Annotated in this window: 9 protein-coding genes and 1 pseudogene; 5 read left to right on the forward strand and 5 right to left on the reverse strand. The window is 59.7% G+C overall.

The window, feature by feature from the left end; translation table 11 throughout:
* Positions 1-2: 2 nt before the first annotated feature.
* Positions 3-278 (forward strand): annotated as a pseudogene (locus tag AC6IY7_RS08240) (ATP-binding protein); the annotation flags it as partial.
* A 302-nt stretch (positions 279-580) separates the two neighbouring features.
* On the opposite strand, the gene AC6IY7_RS08245 reads toward AC6IY7_RS08240, so the two are convergent.
* Positions 581-1609: an IS110 family RNA-guided transposase gene (locus AC6IY7_RS08245; protein WP_497782570.1), complete on the reverse strand. Its 1029-nt coding sequence runs from the start codon at positions 1607-1609 to the stop codon at positions 581-583.
* A gap of 777 nt (positions 1610-2386) precedes the next feature.
* Between AC6IY7_RS08245 and AC6IY7_RS08250 the strand changes: the two genes are divergently transcribed.
* A complete protein-coding gene (locus AC6IY7_RS08250) occupies positions 2387-3598 on the forward strand; it encodes an IS256 family transposase (protein ID WP_497782809.1) in 1212 nt (403 codons plus the stop codon).
* A 477-nt stretch (positions 3599-4075) separates the two neighbouring features.
* On the opposite strand, the gene AC6IY7_RS08255 is transcribed toward AC6IY7_RS08250, so the two are convergent.
* Positions 4076-5245: a cysteine desulfurase family protein gene (locus AC6IY7_RS08255; RefSeq protein WP_497782571.1), complete on the reverse strand. Its 1170-nt coding sequence runs from the start codon at positions 5243-5245 to the stop codon at positions 4076-4078.
* A gap of 123 nt (positions 5246-5368) precedes the next feature.
* Between AC6IY7_RS08255 and AC6IY7_RS08260 the strand changes: the two genes are divergently transcribed.
* Genes AC6IY7_RS08260 through AC6IY7_RS08270 form a run of 3 tightly spaced genes read left to right on the forward strand, consistent with a single transcriptional unit; the run spans position 5369 to position 10568 of the window.
* Positions 5369-6358: a DUF4007 family protein gene (locus AC6IY7_RS08260; RefSeq protein WP_497782572.1), complete on the forward strand. Its 990-nt coding sequence runs from the start codon at positions 5369-5371 to the stop codon at positions 6356-6358.
* Positions 6358-9741: an ATP-binding protein gene (locus AC6IY7_RS08265; RefSeq protein ID WP_497782573.1), complete on the forward strand. Its 3384-nt coding sequence runs from the start codon at positions 6358-6360 to the stop codon at positions 9739-9741. The genes AC6IY7_RS08260 and AC6IY7_RS08265 overlap by 1 nt, the downstream gene beginning before the upstream one ends.
* The gene (locus tag AC6IY7_RS08270; protein ID WP_497782574.1) at positions 9738-10568 is read left to right on the forward strand and encodes a phosphoadenosine phosphosulfate reductase domain-containing protein; all 831 of its coding nucleotides are present in this window, start codon (positions 9738-9740) and stop codon (positions 10566-10568) included. The genes AC6IY7_RS08265 and AC6IY7_RS08270 overlap by 4 nt, the downstream gene beginning before the upstream one ends.
* Before the next feature lie 49 nt (positions 10569-10617).
* Here the strand turns inward: AC6IY7_RS08270 and AC6IY7_RS08275 are convergent, their stop codons facing one another.
* The 3 genes from AC6IY7_RS08275 to AC6IY7_RS08285 are packed head-to-tail and all read right to left on the reverse strand — an operon-like array spanning position 10618 to position 14973.
* On the reverse strand, positions 10618-11544 hold the full coding sequence (locus tag AC6IY7_RS08275; protein ID WP_497782575.1) for a phospholipase D family protein: 927 nt from the start codon (positions 11542-11544) through the stop codon (positions 10618-10620).
* The gene (locus AC6IY7_RS08280; RefSeq protein ID WP_497782576.1) at positions 11541-13355 is read right to left on the reverse strand and encodes an ATP-binding protein; all 1815 of its coding nucleotides are present in this window, start codon (positions 13353-13355) and stop codon (positions 11541-11543) included. Before AC6IY7_RS08280 ends, AC6IY7_RS08275 begins: the two co-directional genes overlap by 4 nt.
* Positions 13339-14973, reverse strand: a complete 1635-nt coding sequence (locus AC6IY7_RS08285; protein ID WP_497782577.1) for a DEAD/DEAH box helicase — start codon at positions 14971-14973, stop codon at positions 13339-13341. Before AC6IY7_RS08285 ends, AC6IY7_RS08280 begins: the two co-directional genes overlap by 17 nt.
* Positions 14974-15191 lie beyond the last annotated feature (218 nt).

The raw sequence follows: 15191 nt of genomic DNA on the forward strand, positions 1-15191 counted from the left end.
AACTCGATGAGCTCGGCTACCTGCCGTTCAGCGGCTCCGGCGGGGCGCTGCTGTTCCATCTGCCGAGCAAGCTCTACGAGCGAACCAGCGTCATCATCACGACGAATCTCAGCTTCGGCGAATGGGCCGCCGTCTTCGGGGACGCCAAGATGACGACGGCTCTGCTCGATCGTCTCACTCACCGCTGCCATATCCTCGAAACCGGGAACGACAGCTTCCGATTCAAGGACAGCTCGGCGAAGGCGGACAAACCAGCAAAGGAGAAGACCAAAACTTGACGACCGACTGACCCGCAAGCCATCTTCAACCCGGGTCATGTATGGATGCCCCCGTTCGCGCAAGTGGTCTTTGATCGGCGCCGGCGTGCGATCGGGTGCGGTCATGTATCAGGCCTTTGCTTGCGGCCGGATGCGGACCGCTGGCCGGTATGGAGATGCGCGGACCTAGTGCAGATCAGTTCTGCGAGCTTTGAAGCTCGATGACTCGCATGCTTTTCCAGGCCCGCCCTGACCGATCGCTTTGCCCTTACCGTTCACTGACCTCCTCGCACGCCGACGCGCCCGGACCGGATCGTTGCCGATCAGGCCGGAACGGGGTCTGCTTGTCTGTAATCCTCATTCCTGGTCAGCATGGCCCAGACCGCCCGCGCCATCTTGTTGGCCAACGCGATCGCCACCAGTTTGCGTGGCTTGCGCGCCAGCATGCGGGCCAGCCAGCTTCCCTCGGCGCCCCCCTTGCGGCAGGCCCAACGCACCACGGCCATGGCGCCGGTGATCAGAAGCCGCCTTATGTCGCGCTGGCCCATTTTGGAGATGCCGCCGAGAACCGGCTTGCCGCCGCTGGAGTGCTGCCTCGGCACGAGGCCCACCCAGGCGGCAAAGTCCCTTCCTCTCTTAAAGGCCGTCATCGCCGGAGCGAAGGTTTCGATCGCCATCGCAGACACCGGCCCGATCCCAGGCATGGTCATCAGCCGCGATGTCGTGGCTGCATGAGCGGCTTCGCTTTTCAACGTCTTTTCCAGGGTCCCGATCCTGGCCGACAGGAGATCTATCTGTTCGAGGTAAAGCCGCGCCGTCTCGACCACCACAACATCGAGACCGTTCGCCTCGTCTTCGACGACGTCGGCAAGCGCCGTGACGTTGGCGACGCCCTGCGCCGCGATAACGCCATGCTCGGCCAGATGAGCCCGTAGGGCGTTGATCAGCTGCGTACGCTGACGCACGAACAGGTCGCGCGTTCGAAAGACCATCGCTCCGGCCTGCTGCCGGATGGTCTTGGCGGCGACGAACCGCATGGTCGGTCGCACCGCCGCCTCCGCGATCGCCTCCGCGTCGGCAGCGTCGTTCTTCTGGCGCTTGACGAACGGCTTGACGTAGATCGGAGGAATCAGTCGAACCGAGTGCCCCAGCGCATCGATCTCGCGCGCCCAATAGTGCGCCGTCGCACAGGCTTCCATCGCCACGATACAACGCGGCACAGTGCCCAGAAATGCCAGAAGCTGGCCTCGCGTCACCTTCCTCCGAAAGCCGATACTGCCGTCGGCCCGCGCTCCGTGGAGCTGGAAAACCCGCTTTGCCAGATCAAGTCCGATGATGCTAATCTCAGTCATGGATGCAATCTCCTTACTGTGACGTTTGAACAAACATCACATTGGCACATCACAATGCCGTCGGAGGGGGCATCCACTCCATCAGTTCTCAACGGAAATCCTGGGTCAAATCTCGACGGAAATCGACACCCTGGGTAAGGTCACTGGATGTCCCGCCGCGCCCGCCCCCAATACCGCCTCGGCCTCGAATGGATTTCGGGCGTCGCGTTTCCAAACACGCTGACCCGGCCGGTTCGGCTTGCACAGGGGTTCACTTCCGTTCGGTGCTGCGGTTCGCCTCGGGCTTCTTCCCCACACGGCCTCACGGCGCCAGCACCCCGCCTCGCGACAAGAATGCTGCATGCAGTTGCCTCCGACTCGCGGTTGCTACCATCTCGCCCCGCAAAGGACTTTCACCTCCAATCCAGTGCCCATGCCAGGCACACGCAGTCGGGGCTTCGCCCCTCCTTTCAAGCGGCGCTCGCGGACGCCCTAACCGGCCAAGATAATTGTCGCAGAACCGGCCAACTTAATCGTCGCTGCGCACGTGAAGCTCGAAACCGCCGGCTGCGTGCCGTAGATGGCGCTTTCGGCAGGGTCACACTGTTCCCACGTCCCTCCCCTTTCAGGGATGAAAGCTTCATCAGCTCGGCAGGTGCCGTCGCGGGAGTGGTTGGAATTGGGGTGGCGTAGTCTCCGGGGTGCCGAACCCGACTGATTCCAGCGTTGGAGCGCTGGAAAGGAGACCACGCCATGACGAAGGATACCACGAAGACGGCGGCTGTCGCCGCCGACATCATGCTTTTCGACAATTGGTTCGACCCGATCGAGGACGGCGTTCGGGAGCGCGTGCGCGGCTTCATCGAGACGATGCTGGAAGAGGAATTGGAGAGCGCGCTGTCGCGGCCACGCTACGCACGCCGCAAAGCGAGCCCGGACGAAGAGGCCTCCACGCCGATCGTCGGCTGCCGGCATGGCCATCGCAACCGCGCGCTGACGGGCACGTTCGGAAAGACGGAGATCGCCGTGCCGCGAGCCCGCATCCAGGACGAGAACGGCAAGACCAGCGAGTGGAAGAGCGCATCGCTACGGGCCTATCACCGCCGCACCAAAGCCGCCGACGCCTTGATAGCCGGCGCCTATCTCGCCGGGACCAACACGCGCCGCGTGCGCCGCGCGTTGAATGCTGTTTTCGCCGGGGCGGTCGGAAAGGATGTGGTCAGCCGCGCCTGGCGCAAAGTGAAGGGCGATTGGGAGGCCTGGAACCAGCGTTTGCTCGGCGAAGAGCCGATCGTCCGGCTCATTCTCGACGGCACGGTCGTGCGCGTCCGCCTCGACAAGAAGGCGACGTCGATCTCGCTTCTGGTCGCGCTCGGCGTGCGGCAGGACGGGCAGAAGGTGTTGCTCGCGATCAAGAACATGGGCGGGGAGAGCGAGGCCGCTTGGCGGGCGCTGCTCGACGATCTCGTGAAACGCGGCATGCAGACGCCGGAGCTGGTCATCGTCGACGGCGCGCCCGGCCTCGAGAAGGCGCTGGCGGCCTTGTGGTCCGATATAGCGGTTCGGCGCTGCACGGTGCACAAGCATCGAAATCTTCTCGCTCACGCGCCGGAGCGGCTACATGAGGAAATATCGAACGACTACAAAGATATGATCTACGCCGACAGCAAGCAGGACGTCGAAGCGAGGCGTAAGGCGTTCATTCGTAAATGGCGGTTGAAGCACAAGCCCGTCGCCGACAGCCTGGAGGAGGCGGGCGACAAGCTCCTCACCTTCACGCGCTTTCCGCCGAGCCAATGGAAGTCGATCCGCACCTCGAATGCGATCGAGCGATTGCACGAGGAGTTCAAGCGACGGATCAAGACGCAGACCGTGCTGCCGAGCGCGGACACCGCCGCCATGTTGTTCTGGGCGCTGCTGGCGTCAGGTCAGATCACCATGCGAAAGGTCGCCGGTTGGCAGAGCCTCACCGAGCGGCCCTCCGATCAGCCCATTGATCTTGCCGCTTGATCGGATATCCTCGTTTGCCTCGGAGCTGCGTCAGCCAATTTCAACACAATCCACGACGGCACCGCTCGGCAAATCTTGCTAGGCTCTCGGCTTGACGCTATTTCGGGTAAGGGCCCGCCGGTATGGTCATCCTGTTGTCGAGCTGGGTGTTGGCTCGTCCCAACCGCGAGCAGATCGCCGTCAGCCCTTCGCTCATGGGCGGTAGCTTGGTCGATGATGAGGTCGATCCAACGAGGTATCTTACGCATCAACGCCGTGGACGCGACCCGGTAGAGATGATGACGGGATCCTCGAAGCCTGCCCTGACTGGTTCGAGTATCTCCTCGCATAGTTGAGCGAGAGCTGTCCAGGTCTCTGGTTCGACCGGCGTGTTTTCGACGCGGGTTCGCCCGCGTATCGCCCGCTTCGACAAGGTCGACGACCGAGAACCGAGAAGTTCGCGTTCAACATCTACGATCGCGTTATATTCCCCCATCGTCATATATAAATGTCTTCTCCGGTGAATTCGTTGCCGATGATCTCTTTTATAAGAATGTCCGCAGCAATTCGTGCATGGCCCACATCGTTGAAACGACCAAATCCGATCCGCACGCATTCCGACGACTCTTTGGCGCTCAACCCAAGCGCGCTCAGCACATGTGACGGCTCTGGAATTCCTGACGAGCATGCCGCTCCGGTAGAGATAGCGAGCATCGGTTGCATGTTGGTGGTGAGATGATCGGCGTCGATACCCGAGATGCGAATATTGAGGTGTCCGGGGTGACGCGGTTCCTCGCCATTGATCGCGATATCAGCGATCTTTGTACGCATGGCTTCGATGAATGCGAGCCTGCACTCGGCTAGTCGCACTCCATCCTTATCGAAGCGTTTTTGCATGATGCGCGCAGCTTCGCCGAAGCCGACGCAGAGAGGGGTTGGTAAGGTCCCTGACCGGAGTCCGCCTTCTTGGCCGCCACCATGGATGATCGGACGAAGTCGGCGTCTGATCGAATGGGAGACGAACAGGGCTCCGATACCCTTCGGCCCATACATTTTGTGGGAGGACAGGCTCAGCATGTCGACGCCAAGCGCCTCGACGTTTATTGGGACGCCCGTCGGAGCCTGCGCGGCGTCGCAGTGGAGCGCCGCTCCGACAGCTCTGCACAGATCGCCGACTTTCGCCACGGGCTGAACGGTTCCGATTTCGTTGTTGACCAACATCACGGAGACGAGTGCGGTTTCGCCGTCGATGAGCGTGGCGATGGCCTCGAGGTCGACGTGTCCCGACGGGAGTACGGGTGCCTTGCGGACCTCGTATCCGTTCCTCTCCAACTGCCGGGCCGATTCAAGGACACATTTGTGCTCGATGGCGCTCACCACGATGTTCCGTCTCGCACCTGCGGCATGTTGAAGCAGTCCGAGAATCGCGAGATTGTTCGCCTCCGTTGCCCCCGACGTGAAGACGATCTCCTCGGCGGTCGCGCCGATCAGGTCAGCAAGGCTTTGACGTGCCACCGTCACCGCGTCGTCGGCCCGCCAACCATAGGCGTGTTTCGAAGAATGCGGATTTCCGAACTCTTCGGTCCAATAGCGCGCCATCGCCTCTATGACTTCCGGGTCCGTAGGGGTTGATGCCTGATGATCGAGATAGATGGAATTGGTCGTCATCGGTGGTTCCGCCAATTCAGAAAATGAGAATTTGGAGACTGGCGATATCCGCCAGTCCCGTTGATTTTTTCCTATTCGCACTTTACCCTGAGCTGGAGAAACCGGCCAGTGGGAATTCGGAATTTGAAAAGCCTCATCGAGATCAAAGAATTAAGACTTCAATTTGCAGGCCATGAAACGTTTACTTTGCGTTATGGTTGGCTAAAGAAGGGAGCTGATGCTGTCATCGAAGCAAATTATATTCAGAACTATGATGCTAATTCTGTTTTTTACGACGACAAATCAATCGCAGAGTTTGGCGTTGGCAAGAACATGGTTCAATCTATTCGCCATTGGGGTTTGGCGACTGGAGTTCTTCGTTACGAACCATTGCCGGCAGGTGGTCAGCGCTTGGATGTCACCCCGCTGGGACGACTCATTTTCGGGGAGCAGGGCGACCCCTATCTCGAACATCCCGGGTCGCTTTGGCTTCTCCATTGGCATCTCGCGGCGATGCCGGGGCGCGCCACGACATGGTATTGGGCGTTCAACGAATTGAACGAGCCGAGCTTTGACCGCGATCTGCTTGTTTCTAGACTCATGCAGCGCATCGTGTCGCTCCGCGAATCCGGACGTTTAAAGGAGTCTCGGCTTTCCGAGACGACGGTCCGCCGCGACGTGGAGTGCTTCGTCAGGACTTATCTTGTCAGGTCGCTCACCGGCAAGGGGCTACACGAAGAGAACCTTGAGTCTCCGATCTCCGAATTGTCGCTCATCAAGCCGATGGGGATTGGCGGCGGGTTCCAGTTCCGACGTGGCCCCAAGCCGACGTTGCCGGACGAGGTGTTCCTGTGCGGGCTCGTCGGGTTCTGGCGCGAACTCTACCCGACACGGCGCGAGTTCTCCGTCGAGTCGCTGACCCACGATCCCGGCTCGCCCGGCAGGGTTTTCCTCCTTGACGAGGAGTCTGTCGCCGAACGTCTCGCCAACATGGCGGACCTGACCAAAGGCGCAATCCGATGGGACGAAAGCACCGGCCTGCGGCAGATTTACGCGCACGATTTGACGTCGATCGATCTGATTCAACACGTCCGCAATCTGTTCAAGGCAGCGTTGCACAAGAGAGCCGCCTAATGACGTCGCTATCCAGCAAGGTTCGTGTTGCCCGTCGCTTCCAGAAGGCGATCCGCGTCGATGCCGATATGTCTGACATCGGTGCCTTGGAAGGCTATGTCTGTCCTCCGTCGGCGACGCACATCCTGAGGCAGATGGCCGCGCAGGTCTCCGGGACCGGCCAAGGCGCATTCACGTGGACCGGCCCCTACGGCGGTGGTAAGTCGTCGCTTGCGCTGGTGATTGCCTCGCTGATCGGCAGCGACGACCGTCGACGGAGCATCGCCCGCACGGTGGTCGGGGCGAAGAACGCGGATTACATCCAGAAGCATCTTGGTTCCGGTCGGTTGGTCCTCCCTGTGATCGGGCGTCGCGCCGATCCGGAGGCGGTGATCCTCGAAGCCGTAGAGGCGCTCCCTGCGAAAGCAAAGCGCCGGCGTGGCGACGGGTCTGCGCTTTCAATACTTGGCGCCATCGCTGATGGTTCCCCGGACGGTCTTCTCATCATCATCGACGAGATGGGCAAGTTCTTGGAGAACGTCGCCAATGGCGGCGGCGATGTCTACTTCTTCCAGCAACTTGCGGAGGAGGCTTCGCGTTCGAATGGCAAGCTCCTCGTCGTAGGCATCCTCCATCAGGCCTTTGATGACTATGCCCATCGGCTCTCTCGCGAAGCGCGGAACGAATGGCTGAAGGTTCAGGGACGATTCGCGGACATCCCGCTGAACATCGCCGCGGAGGAGCAGATCGAACTGATCTCGCGAGCGATCGAGGCGAAGTGTGACAAGCCTGACTCGCGCGCAGCCAAAGAGTTGGCTACGGCGATGAACCGGGCCGACGCGGAGGCCTTTGCCCTGAAACTGAGCGACTGCTGGCCGCTCGATCCTGCCGTAGCATGCTTGCTAGGCCCGCTGTCCCGCCGTCGTTTCGGCCAGAGCCAGCGCAGCATCTTCGGCTTCCTCAACTCGGCTGAACCGATGGGGTTCCAGTCGTTTCTGGCCGAAGCCAAAATCGGTGACGACGCCGTCTACGGACTTCCCAGGCTTTGGGACTATCTGCGGGCCAACCTCGAACCTTCGATCCTCGCATCGCCGGACGGGCACCGATGGGCGCTCGCCGTGGACGCGCTGGAACGGTGCGAGGCGCGAGGTGGCGACGCCGAACACATCGACGTCGTCAAAGTAGTTGCCCTGATGGACCTGTTCAAGGAGCGCTCTGGCCTGTCCGCATCGCAGGATGTGCTGAAGGTCTGCCTGCCGTCGATCAAGCCCGCTCGGATGAAGGAGGTGCTTGCGCACTTAGTTGAATGGTCAGTGGTGATCCATAAGAGGCATCTGGGCGCCTTCGCCATCTATGCTGGCAGCGATTTCGATATTGAATCGGCTGTACTCGAAGCCCGCCAGAAAATGACGGGCCTCGATTTCGCGCGGCTCAAGTCGGTCGCGATGTTGCAGCCCATACTCGCAAAGAGATTCTATCACAAGACCGGCGCCCTCATCTGGTTTGACGTCGACGTCGCACCGCTTTCGAGCGGGGTGGAGATGATGCGCGGCTACAGGCCGGCGAATGGGTCGGCGGGCCTTTTCCTCCTGTTGGTCGGAACCGAGGGGGAGAACGACAAGACGGCGCGTAGGATTGCCGGGATGGCCGCCGAAGCGGCGAAGGACTTTCCGGCGGCCGTGGGACGATCGCACGACAACTATTCAATCCGCGAGGCGGCAACCGAGTTGCTCGCGCTCGAAGCCGTTCGGGCTGGTCGGTCCGAACTGAACGGCGACGCCGTCGCACGCCGGGAAGTCGATGCCCGTATTGCGAGGTCGGCTGCCGACCTTGAGGACAAGCTTCGCGAGGCGTTCGCCGACGCTTCGTGGGTCGCCAACGTCAAGGACGCTGACGACAAGCCCATCCGCGCCGCTAGCGAGAACGGATCGGTCACCCTAAATCTGCTGGCCACCAAATTGGCCGACGCCTTCTTTCACAAGATTCCCCACATCCAGAACGAACTTCTCAACAGAATCAAGCCGTCAAGCAACGCGAACGCCGCGCAGAAGCTGCTTTTGCGATCCATGGTCGAGCGTCCCTCGGAGCCTAGGCTCGGGATCGTCGGGTTCCCGGCTGAGGGCGGTCTGTATGCGGCTCTAATCGAGCGTACGGGGCTGCATGTTCCTGATCCAGGCCGCCCCGGCGTATTCCACTTCGTTTCGCCGGATCCAGCTAATCCGAGTCGGCTGCATGGACTTTGGGCATCGGCGGAGGAACTCTTCGCGAATGCTGGTTCGACGCAGGTGTCGATGGCCGACGTGTTCGACGCTTGGCGCGCCGCTCCTTATGGAGTTCGCGACGGACTTCTGCCCGTCCTCGGCATGGCGTTCATTCTCTCTCACCTCAGCAAGCTGTCGATCTATCTCGACGGGATCTACCAGGTGAAGTTGTCGACGATGCTGATTGATAGGCTGGCGCAGGACTTCGGGTCGGTCCGGCTGCGCAGGAACGACCTGTCGGATGTTCAAAGAATGGCGCTCATCAGACTCACCGAGATCGTCGCGAAGCATGGCGGCTTCGGCCCAGAAGTCACGTGTCCGACGGCGCTCGACACCGCCAAGGGTCTCGTAAGGCTAGTCAACGAGCTTCCGACGTGGGTAATTCGGACGACCAGCCTGGCGGTGACTGCGACACAGGTTCGCAATCTCGCCAAGACGGCGAACGATCCGGACAAGTTCCTGCTCGATGATCTCCCGTCCGTCATGGGTGACGCGAAGGACGACGACGGCACGCGGCTCGCTGGGCTCGTTAACGAGGGCCTGGAATCCCTACTTGCCGCCTATCCGGCTTTGCTGGATGGCCTTGAGACCGTGATGCTTCAGGAGCTTCGGGTCAGGGGCCGGTCGCAGGAAGCTTTGGACGACCTCCGGGAACGCGCAGGTGTCATCAAGGGGCTGACAGGCAACTACCGGCTGGACGCCTTCGCGACGCGCCTCGCGACTTATGAATTCGCTCGCGAGCGGATCGAGGGGATTGAGGGAATCGCTTCGCTCGCCGCCGGCAAGCCGTCGCGCGACTGGGTGGACCGGGATGTCGACCATGCGCGGATCGAATTGGCCGCACTGGCTCAGGAGTTCGTCAAGGCCGAGGGGTTCGCTCACGTCAAGGGACGGGAAGACCATCGGGTAAATCTGGCTATCTATACCTCGGACTGGCGCAAGGACGCGCCGGTGAAAGCGGAGTTCGACGTCACTTCGTCGGACGACGGCAAGATCGCCGCGCTCGTCGAACAGGTCGAGGCCCTGTTTCGCCGCGAGAATGTCGAACGGGATGTCGCGCTTGCAGTCATCGCCGAACTTGGCGCCGTAGTGGCCCGCGAACCGGAGACGACGCCGAAGACGACGAAAAGGAAGATCGTATGACAGAGCGGCACGTTCTCGGCCTGTCGGGCGGTCGCGACAGCGCCGCTCTGGCGGTGTACATGCGGCAGAACCACCCGGAGATCGACGCGGAGTATTTCTTCACCGACACCGGCAAGGAATTGCCGGAGGTATACACCTTCCTCGGCCGTCTCGAAGGGTTTCTCGGCAAGCCGATCCTCCGCCTGAATCCGGATCGCGATTTCGACTTCTGGCTGACTCAGTACAAGAGCTTCCTGCCGTCGCCGAAGACGCGCTGGTGCACCCGGCAATTGAAGATTCGGCCCTTCGAAGAATGGGTGCGTCCGGCCTTGGCCAAGGGCGACGTGATCACTAGCTACGTCGCCATCCGGTCGGACGAGGATTACCGCGAAGGCTACACCTCGACGAACGCTAACCTGAAAGTCCGGCTGCCGTTCCGCGAGTTCGGCATCGATAAGGCTGGCGTCATTGAAATCCTTGAGGCGTCAGGGGTTGGGCTGCCAGACTATTACCGCTGGCGCTCGCGTAGCGGCTGTACCTTCTGTTTCTACCAGCAGAAGATCGAATGGGTGCGGCTGATGGAGGAGCATCCTGATGCCTTCGAAGACGCCAAGGCATACGAGAAGAACGCCTTGGAGCATGGCTCACCGTTCACTTGGTCGCAGGGCGAATCCTTGATTGAACTCTCGGCGCCGGAGCGGATCGCCGAGATACACGCGGATCACGACAAACGCGTGGAGCGGTTGCGTAACCGACGGAAGGTAAACCCGCTTCGGTCGGACAACGAGATGTTGGACATGGACGAGCTTTACGGGCAGGCGAAGGTCTGCATCGCCTGCCACAAATGACGAATGCGAGTCTTGAGATTATTGGATTGTAGCGCCGACTGCCGCTCATTCACCCGATGACATGGACGAGCTTGGTTCGTTCGGCTTCGGGCATTATGTGCGTGCCAGTTGGGTTGTAGCATCGCATCCAATTCTTGATTGTAGCCCAAGTGTCGGTCGGGGATTTTGGCAGCGAGTCGCCATACTCCTGCGCCAACCATGCCGCTGCTCCCGAATCGGCGAAGCCATCGTCCGGAAGCGCTTCAACAAGCCTTTCGTAGAATGGAGAGGACATGAATATCCCCTTCACCATTTTGTGGAACAGGTCCCTAGGAAGCCCTCGGGGCACAGCCAGAATTTCGAGGTCGCGTCTTGCGTCATTGACTACGCTTCGCGTCACACTAGCAACATCTCCGCTCGCTTGTACGTCCCAAAGGATTTCAGGGCGAAAACATGCCGGTATCCAAGGATCGGATGCGGACTGCGTTTCGGCGTCAAGAAGTTGCGTTGCCTGTTCCGCAGGTGCGATTGATTCTGCCGCTGACCGGACGCTTTCCGCGATTTCCATCGTCAATGGATAAGACGTTACCATGATCGCGGATTCGACCTCATGGACGCGCTCGTGTGCGACCGGCATTTCGAGGAGCAACTCAAGATTGGGCTTGGAACTCCACCCCAGTGCACGACCGGAAATGTTCGCCGACCCGATCATCGCTCTCTGATCGACGCGATACAGTTTCGCGTGCAACACGGGCTGTGCCAGCAGTTTGGCGCCGTCTCGCGCCAAAACATACTCGACTATCTCAAAATCAGTCACCCCGGCAGCCAGATCGACGGGCAAAAATCGCACGACTACGGTGAGCGGCACGCCCGGTGGGATCGCTTCCACTAGACGCCTAAGCGCACCGATTTTGATGAACGGCGCCACAAGAATAACGTCCGTTTGGGCACCTTTGCAGAGGGTAATCAATTCTTCGCCAAAGCGCACGGCGATCAATCCTCGTCTGACAGGAAGAAACGGGCCATGCGACCCCAGTCTTGTCGGACGTCGTCGAGACGCCGTCTTTCCTTGTCGTTGCTTTCCTGTTCGAACCTCGCCCAAGCGGCGAACATCAGGCGAAGCGTTGAAAGAGCGATGTCCAATCTCTCTTCAGGGGTAGTTTCAGGAATGATCTCGTCGGGGTTCAGCGTCTCGTACAACTTTTCATAAAACGGATGATCTCGGTTGATGATGACCTCTGCGATTCCACCCGGCTTCTCCTCCACCTTGAAGAACGCATGGCCGTCCAGATCGGCCGTCAGGAAAATGAGCCGCAATTTCCTTTCCCAAACGGCCTTTACAATGTCTTTTGCGACCTGTTCCGAGTACATTTTCTTGCCTACGAGATCGAACTCCAACTCCTTGGCTTCAGGTGTCCCGAAACTTTGCTCATCGTGAGGGGTCGGGTGGTCCTTCGCCCGCTCGTTTATCTTCTCGGTCGCGACTTCCTCTACGGTCGGTGCCTCGTGCCGCTTTTCTCTCTCTCGCCGACCTTTGTTCTGGTTTTGAACCGCCTCCCGAAGTTTTCTTAGTTGACGCCCAATGTATTCGGCGACGTCAAGAAGTATGCCGCGAGGATCGTGCTCGGACCGGAGCCGGTCGATTACTTGGCTGCTGGTCGTCTCGCCTTCATCGGCAAGAGCAACCCATTGCAGTTGGGCGAACTGAGACCACAGTGTTGCAGCCTGCTTGTTGATCGTGACGCCGAAGAACTCGTCCAATTCGGGTGAGAATTCGACTTCGCAGCCCCACCAGCGCTCGCGCGGATCGTATCCGATCGCCCAATTCTTATCCAGCTCAAGTTCGCGGTCGGCGCGCATCAGGGATACACCGATGTTCTTTCCCGCATGTCGACCGTAGGGTGTGTTTCCTCTCTCCTGACCTTCCTTGGTTACAGTTTCCTGTCTCGCGAAGGAAAAGCGCACAAAAATGGGATGAGTTTCGTTTTCGTTCAATGTGACCGTGAACTCTTCGTCCTCGCTGCCCCATTTCTCGAACATTGGTTCGCGGTCGAACGGTGCGGGTGTCGACGATGGCGCCAGCAGGTACATCGGATCATTGACCTTCGCGTACTCGTCGAAAACGCACGCGTCGTCCTCATAAACGAGCATTCGGATCTGAGCTTTCCCGCTAGCGATGTAGCGCCGATAGATTCGACCAACCACTTCTTCGGTATGCGCCAGAGTCGCTTTTGCCTGTTTCCAAGACAGACGAGAGTCGTCGAGGGACGACCATAGGACGAGAGTGCCGCTATCCCCTGGTGCATGTTTCACGCGATTCCGCCATTCGACCGGGATCCGTTTCGGTATCGGTTCCGGGACGACTGCTTGTGTACCGGCGACGATCTCCTCCAAATCCAGATAGGTCCACAGGGCATTTGTCACCCCGTCCTTCCAGCTCCACACTTCGACACGTCTTGCCTGTGAGAACGACGCGTTGGGCAAACCCATGCCGAACCGCCCGATCCCGGACCGATCGTCGAGATGGGTTCCGTTGCCAAACATCAGCGCCGCGCGAAGAACTTCGCCGTCCATCCCCCAGCCGTTGTCGAACACGGCGACTTGGGAAAGGCGCTTCCGAATGCGCTGCTCGACCAACTGCCTTTCTTCGATGCCGATCACCTCTATTTCAGAGGCTTCTGCTTGTATGGAGTTGTCGATGAGCTCTGCAAGCGCGTACGCGGTGTTCTTGTAGCCGCTGTCGCGCATCGCCTTGGCCAGAAGATCCTCCGAGAAGATCCGACCACCCCTGTCAATTGGACGACCCATCCCAAACATCCTCCCAGTTTCGAAATGCCTCTTCGATCATGCCGAAGCCGGGCAGCTCAGTATCCACGACCGTAACGATCTCGGCTTCGGCGTTTCCGCCGGCCCTCAGTCCCCGAAGCGCCCGTCCCACCATCTGGCTGTAAAGCACGAGCGAGAGGGTTGGTCGAGCGATCACTGCGGCGCTTGTTCTCGGCGCGTCAAACCCGGCGGTGAGGACGCCATAATTGCAAAGAATCACTGGCTCTGTACTGTCGCTTTTATACAGGTTGATCGCTCGTTGTCGTTCGGAAGATTCGGTTTCCGCCGAGACGCACAGGCTAACATGGTTCTGGACGTTCAGAACCGCGCTGATCGCTTTGGCGGAACCCACCGACGGCGCGAATACAATCACTCGCTTGTGTCGCGAAATGAGTTCGTTGACGCACTCGACGATCTTCAGATTTCTGACCGGAGCGTTGCCCAGACGATCAAGCACGGCCTCAGGCACCTCGAAACGATCGGCGAGCGCCCTCTGTTCTTCCGCCGATAGCGTGAGTCCGGGCTCGGCGTTCAAGAGCTTGAACATCGGCCGCGCAAGATACCCCTCGTCGATGAGATACGACACGGGGTTCGCGTATCCCTCGATTTCCAACGATACTTTTTGCCCGTGGAAAACCTCGGATAATTCCCGGTCAACAGCGACGTCGGCCCATGTTCTCCCCGGCGTAGCTGTCAATCCGAGCAGACGATTGTCGCGCCTCTTGGACCACAGGCTGGAAATAAGATCGTGATACGTCGGGGCTGTCGCGACATGCGCTTCGTCGATAATGGTGAGGTGCGCTCGGTCGGCAAGTCGGAGAAAGTCGTTGAATCTGGCTTGCTTGAAAAAGTGCAGCTTCTGGAGGCCGGCAACGATGAGCCCGTCTTTGACGTTCAGGGGATCCGCGTCGTAATCGCCCCAAAATCGGGCCAGACCGGCGGGACGGTTCCCGAGCAGAGACCATGATTTCTCGAATTCTGTCGCCGCCTGTTCGAGCAACTCTCTGCTTTGAGCGAGCCATACGACAACCGAAGGGGCATAGGCGTGGAGGTGTTGCGCGATAAGGTGCATCGCGGTTCGCGTCTTTCCGCCACCTGTCGGCATGTGAAGGACGACCGTGTGCGGCGCGGCTTCCAGCTTCTTCCAAGCCTCGTTCGCCAAGCGCGTTTGGTGATTGAACAGGCCATATCGCGGAATAATTGTCGTCGCCGAGGGGGGCGCGACGAGAGCCGTCCGAATCTCCGGCTCTATTCCGAAGAACTCCAGCAAAGCTTCCATTTGTGGCTTAGTCAGCATGCCCGCGGAAAGGCTTCGCGCAGTGGAGTTCTCGGGCAGGTCCATTCTCCGGGCGACTTCCTGTCGCTTGGCAACCGGCAGCAATTCGATCAGTATTTCCCTGCTGTCGGGCGCCTTCAATATCTCGATCGGATCGAGGAGACGGCCGGCCAGATTCCTGAGGGGACCGCCTTCCATCATGCGAGGATCGACGAGTTTTAGTAGATCCAAAATCTGCGGGTCGAAGAGCGATCTGACCTTCTCGTCGGGGATGGCCGAAAAGTGGCGCTTGAATGAAAGGCCTGGCCCGATCGGCGGAGCCATTATCGTGCCTCCGACGCGGTGGTAGACCTAGGATCGGGTATAGTCAGGTTCGAAAATCCCTCGAACTGGTAGACGGCGTCAGGTGCTCGTAGGAAAATGTCTTGGCGGTCGTCGCATTCGACTTGATGCGAGCGAGGCACAATGATCTCCGTTCCATGGAAGAGGGGATAGAATGGATAAACTTATCCTTAATGACTCATGGAAACTGGATTCTGTCA

The sequence above is a fragment of the Methylosinus sp. is20ea genome, from assembly GCF_059718135.1.

What these genes read in the sequence shown, in the direction of transcription:
- AC6IY7_RS08245 (WP_497782570.1), bottom strand. Translation starts at nt 1,609, where the DNA reads ATGACTGAGATTAGCATCATCGGACTTGATCTGGCAAAGCGGGTTTTC.
- AC6IY7_RS08250 (WP_497782809.1), top strand. Translation starts at nt 2,387, where the DNA reads ATGCTTTTCGACAATTGGTTCGACCCGATCGAGGACGGCGTTCGGGAG.
- AC6IY7_RS08255 (WP_497782571.1), bottom strand. Translation starts at nt 5,245, where the DNA reads ATGACGACCAATTCCATCTATCTCGATCATCAGGCATCAACCCCTACG.
- AC6IY7_RS08265 (WP_497782573.1), top strand. Translation starts at nt 6,358, where the DNA reads ATGACGTCGCTATCCAGCAAGGTTCGTGTTGCCCGTCGCTTCCAGAAG.
- AC6IY7_RS08270 (WP_497782574.1), top strand. Translation starts at nt 9,738, where the DNA reads ATGACAGAGCGGCACGTTCTCGGCCTGTCGGGCGGTCGCGACAGCGCC.
- AC6IY7_RS08280 (WP_497782576.1), bottom strand. Translation starts at nt 13,355, where the DNA reads ATGGGTCGTCCAATTGACAGGGGTGGTCGGATCTTCTCGGAGGATCTT.
- AC6IY7_RS08285 (WP_497782577.1), bottom strand. Translation starts at nt 14,973, where the DNA reads ATGGCTCCGCCGATCGGGCCAGGCCTTTCATTCAAGCGCCACTTTTCG.